The sequence below is a fragment of the uncultured Sphingomonas sp. genome, from assembly GCF_913778135.1.
In the GTDB taxonomy this organism is placed as follows: domain Bacteria; phylum Pseudomonadota; class Alphaproteobacteria; order Sphingomonadales; family Sphingomonadaceae; genus Sphingomonas.
In genome coordinates this window covers 1-4,571 of record NZ_CAJYVU010000182.1, presented here as the reverse complement: position 1 = coordinate 4,571, position 4,571 = coordinate 1, and the positions used below count along the sequence as shown (strand labels likewise).

The window sequence follows — 4,571 nt, the reverse complement described above, 5'->3', positions numbered from 1 at the left end:
CCTGGCTCACCTGCTCCTGCTGCGACGGGTTGGCCGACACGGTGGTGATCGGCAGCCCGATGAAGTCGCGGTCGTTCGACGGTTTCCAGTCCCATTTGCGCCACGCGCTGACCGAGGTGAGCGACGCCCCGCCGAGATCGAGTTCACCGACCAGCGATACACCGCCCAATTCCTGCCGCGCGCGCAGGGGGGTGTCGAGATCGGTCACGCGGTCGAACGGGTCGAGCGACGGCGGCTGATACCCGAACGCGGCGGCGAGCGCCGCATATTGCCGCGCGACCGGCCGCTGCGTCGCACCCGTGCGAACGTAATATTGCGCGCAACAATCGGGGTTCTGGTGATTGTAATCGCCCGAAAGGGTTAGATCGAGCGTGTCGGTCGCGTGCCAGTATAGCTGTCCGCGCAGGCTCTGATTGTCCTGCGCGTTGACGCGCACGCCGGTGCGGACGTTGTTCACCGTGCCGTCTCGGCGCGTCACCGACGCCGAGAGCCGAACCGCTAGCTTGTCATCGACGAGCGGGCCCGACGCGGACGCTTTCGCCTGGACGAAGTCGTAGTTGCCCGCGGTCAGCTCGACCCGCGCCTCGGGCGTGAAGCTGGGCTTGCGCGTCGTGATGTTGATCGCGCCCGCGGTCGTGTTCTTGCCGTATAGCGTGCCTTGCGGTCCGCGCAGGATCTCGATCCGCTCGGTATCGGTGAAGTCGAACGTCGCCGAGGCAATACGGCTGTAATAGACCTGATCGACGTAGATGCCGACGCCCTGCTCAATTCCGTCGTTGGTGAGCCCGAACGGCGCGCCGAGACCGCGAATGTTCGCCGCGGAATTGCGCGGGTTGGTGGAGTAGAATTGCAAGCTCGGCTGCAATTGCGTCAGCCGATTGACGTTATACGCGCCTGTATCTGCCAGTGCCTGTCCGCCGATCACCGAGATCGCGATCGGCACCTGCTGTACCGTTTCGCTGCGCCGCCTGGCGGTCACGACGATGTCGCCCCCGCCCTGCTGCGCAGTACCGAGGCGACCGGTCGAGTTCCGGCCCTCTTCATCTTGCGAGCTGTCGGGTGCAGGCGACTGGTCGGTGGACGGTGAAGGGCCGGCGGGTGCCGGCTGAGCGGCAAGTTGCGCGAGCAGCAACGCAAGCGTGATCGACATGGCATGGTCCCCTTCTGTCCGCACAGACTGGAGCCAAGCCGAACCCCTATCAATGAAGTAGATGTTTAGCGGCCGCTTGAAACGCTTCGCCGGTTTACCATCTTGTCCAGTGCGTGGTGCCGCCTGGTCGGGCCACGCGATGCCGGCGTCGCGGACACCCGGACGCCGCTTTTCAACTCGCTCATACAAGAGGATTTGAGATGCGTTTCGACCTTACCCCCTATCGCCGCTCGACTATCGGGTTCGATCGTCTGTTCGACATGATCGAGGCCAATGCGCGCGGCGCATCCGAGAATTACCCGCCGTTCAATCTCGAGCGGATTGCCGATGATCGCTATCGCATTACGCTCGCGGTCGCCGGGTTCAGCCGTGACGAAATCGAGATCACCGCGCAGCAGAACCTGCTGCTGGTCGCCGGGCGCAAGGACGACAAGGCCGAGGGCCCGAGCTTCCTGCACGTCGGCATCGCCAACCGCAGTTTCGAGCGTCGGTTCGAGTTGGCAGACTTCGTCTTCGTCGAGGACGCGAGGCTGAACGACGGTCTGCTGGTGATCGACCTGGTTCGTGAGGTTCCCGAGGCGATGAAGCCGAAGAAGATCGCAGTGCGTACGGGTGCGCCACTCGCCGCGGTCGAAAACGAGTCTGCTGCTGGAGAGGCCAAGGCCGCCTAACCTCGACGGTACGGCACCGAGTTCGGCGCCTCTTTGCTCCCTTTCGAGGCGTCGTGGGGCGTCCGGGCGAACAGCCCGGGCGCCTTTACTCCTTTATCAGCCGGTGATCACGCGCAGCACGGCCAGTCCGGCCGCGGTCAAAACGACATGGCCCATGAAGTGGCGTGTCAGCCCCATCTCGAACAATAGCGACAGGATCGAACGGTCGGTATCGGGTGGCAGAAAGTGCCGCGGCCCCGATTGCCGTGCCGAGCACATCACGGAGCGCGCGTGTTGTGGCAGGCCGGCGGCCGCCGTTGCTGCAAATGACATGGATTCGATCCCCACCGGTCCCAATGCGCCGGGTACAGCATGGTCACTGCGCCCCGATCAAGCTGCCCGGTAGCACGAAGCGATGAACGACAGCTTGACCGGGACAGGCCGAACGCGCGTGAAGATCAGCGACGTGGCGTCGGCGTCAGACCAGCCGGCTCTGCTTGACCGCCGCGGCGATGAAGCTGGCGAACAGCGGATGCGGGTCGAACGGCTTCGACTTCAATTCCGGGTGAAATTGCACGCCGACGAACCACGGATGATCGGGCCGCTCGACGATCTCGGGCAGCATGCCGTCGGGTGACAGGCCCGAGAAGACGAGCCCGCCCGCCTCTAACCGATCGCGATAGGCGGTGTTGACCTCGTAGCGGTGGCGATGGCGCTCCTCGATCTCGTCGGCGCCGTAGACGGAAGCAACGACGCTGTTGCCGGTCAGCTTAGCGGGATAGGCGCCCAGCCGCATCGTGCCGCCCAGATCGCCATCCGCCGCACGCTTCTCCAGTCCGCGTTCGCTCATCCATTCGGTGATGAGGCCGACGACCGGTTCGTCGGTCGGACCGAACTCGGTCGAGGACGCATGTTCGATGCCGGCGAGATCACGCGCGCCCTCGACGCACGCCATCTGCATGCCGAAGCAGATACCGAAATAGGGCACGCGGCGCTCGCGCGCAAAGCGGACCGACTCGATCTTGCCCTCCGCACCGCGCGACCCGAACGCGCCGGGGACGAGGATGGCGTGGCACGGCTCGAGCTGCGCGGCGATCTCCGCCTCGTCGCCCTCGAACAATTCGGCGTCGATCCAGCGAATGTTGACCTTGACGCGGTTTGCGATCCCGCCATGCACCAGCGCCTCATTGAGCGACTTGTAGGCGTCCTGCAGCCCGACATACTTGCCGACGACGCCGATCGTCACCTCGCCCTCGGGGTGTTCCAGCCGCTCGACGATCTCTTCCCAGCGGCTGAGGTCCGGCGCCGACGACGGCGTGATGCCGAACGCGCGCAGCACCTCCGAGTCGAGCCCCTCGCCGTGATATTGCAGCGGCACTGCGTAGATGCTCTTCGCGTCGAGCGCGGGGATCACCGCGGTTTCGGGCACGTTGCAGAACAAGGCGATCTTGGCACGCTCGGACGGCGGCAGCGGCTGTTCGCAGCGGCACACCAGCACGTCGGGCTGGACACCCAATGCCGCCAGTTCGCGCACCGAATGCTGCGTCGGCTTGGTCTTCAACTCGCCCGCCGCGGCAATATAGGGCACCAGCGTTACGTGGATCGAGATCGCGTTGCCGCGGCCCAGCTCGTTCTTCAGCTGGCGGATCGCCTCGATGAAGGGCAGCGACTCGATGTCGCCGACGGTGCCACCGATCTCACACAGTACGAAGTCGACGTCGTCGGTCTCGGCCAGTGCAAACGCCTTGATCGCGTCGGTGACGTGCGGGATCACCTGCACCGTGGCGCCCAGATAGTCGCCGCGCCGCTCGCGCTCGATGATCGTCTTGTAGATACGGCCTGAGGTGACGTTGTCCGACTGGCGCGACGCGACGCCGGTGAAACGCTCGTAATGGCCGAGATCGAGGTCGGTCTCCGCGCCATCGTCGGTCACGTAGACCTCGCCGTGCTGATACGGGCTCATCGTGCCCGGATCGACGTTCAGGTACGGATCGAACTTGCGGATGCGGACGCGGTAGCCGCGCGTCTGAAGCAGTGCGGCGAGGCTCGCCGCCATGAGACCCTTGCCGAGCGAGGAAACCACGCCGCCGGTGATGAAGATGAACCGCGCCATGGGGATAAACGCCTAACCCTGAAATACGAACGACCACAAGCGCGCGGTCACCCACGCGCGGCGAAAATTACGATGAACCAAGCGCCGACACCGCCGGTGTCGACAACTAGATAGTAGGACGAAGCTCAGCGCGCGAGCGGCACACCGTTGTCGGCCTGCGCCGGTGCCGCGGCAGCCGCGGCGTTGCGCGCCGCGTCGGACAGCGCGTCCTGAGCGGTTGGTGCAGGAGCGGCCGCGGCGGCCGGCGCACGCCGCTGAAGCGAGGTGTCGACCGAAGTCGCGTTGCGGTTCGCCGCCAAAAACGCGAGCAGGATCGAGAGGAGGATGAAGGCGCCAGCCAGTACCGACGTCGCACGCGTCAGGAAATCGGCGGCGCCACGTGCCGACATGAGACCCGACGGGCTGCCGCTCGACGTCAGACCACCGCCCTCCGACCGCTGCATCAGGATGACCGTGACGAGCGCGGCGGCGACGATCGCGTGAATGACGAGCAGGAAGGTGAACATGGAGCGAGCGCGCACTTCTTTGGACGGGGGCGCCTTCGCGGCGCGACGCGCGGCGACATAGGCGAGAGCGCCCGCGCAATCAACCGCGCCGACCCGTTCGCTACCAGCACGGCAACCCGTTTGCGCGCGGCGGCGAACACCGGTCAATTTCA

The 4,571-nt window shown here is 65.5% G+C and carries 5 protein-coding genes; 1 reads left to right on the top strand and 4 read right to left on the bottom strand.

Annotated elements, in window-relative coordinates; genetic code table 11:
• A partial coding sequence (locus tag QZ847_RS15955) for a TonB-dependent receptor plug domain-containing protein (protein ID WP_294358411.1) occupies positions 1–1,150 on the bottom strand: 1,150 nt, incomplete at its 3' end.
• A gap of 200 nt (positions 1,151–1,350) precedes the next feature.
• Between QZ847_RS15955 and QZ847_RS15950 the strand changes: the two genes are divergently transcribed.
• Positions 1,351–1,821, top strand: coding sequence for an Hsp20 family protein (locus QZ847_RS15950; protein ID WP_294358409.1), 471 nt, complete (start codon positions 1,351–1,353; stop codon positions 1,819–1,821).
• 96 nt (positions 1,822–1,917) lie between these two features.
• Here the strand turns inward: QZ847_RS15950 and QZ847_RS15945 are convergent, their stop codons facing one another.
• The 3 genes from QZ847_RS15945 to secG form a co-directional block, all read right to left on the bottom strand.
• Positions 1,918–2,133, bottom strand: a complete 216-nt coding sequence (locus QZ847_RS15945; protein WP_294358405.1) for a hypothetical protein — start codon at positions 2,131–2,133, stop codon at positions 1,918–1,920.
• A 145-nt stretch (positions 2,134–2,278) separates the two neighbouring features.
• Complete coding sequence (locus QZ847_RS15940) at positions 2,279–3,913, bottom strand: CTP synthase (RefSeq protein ID WP_294190249.1); 1,635 nt, start codon at positions 3,911–3,913, stop codon at positions 2,279–2,281.
• 125 nt (positions 3,914–4,038) lie between these two features.
• Positions 4,039–4,419 (bottom strand): preprotein translocase subunit SecG, encoded by a 381-nt coding sequence (gene secG / locus QZ847_RS15935; RefSeq protein WP_294358416.1) that lies wholly within the window; start codon positions 4,417–4,419, stop codon positions 4,039–4,041.
• Between the last annotated feature and the right edge of the window lie 152 nt (positions 4,420–4,571).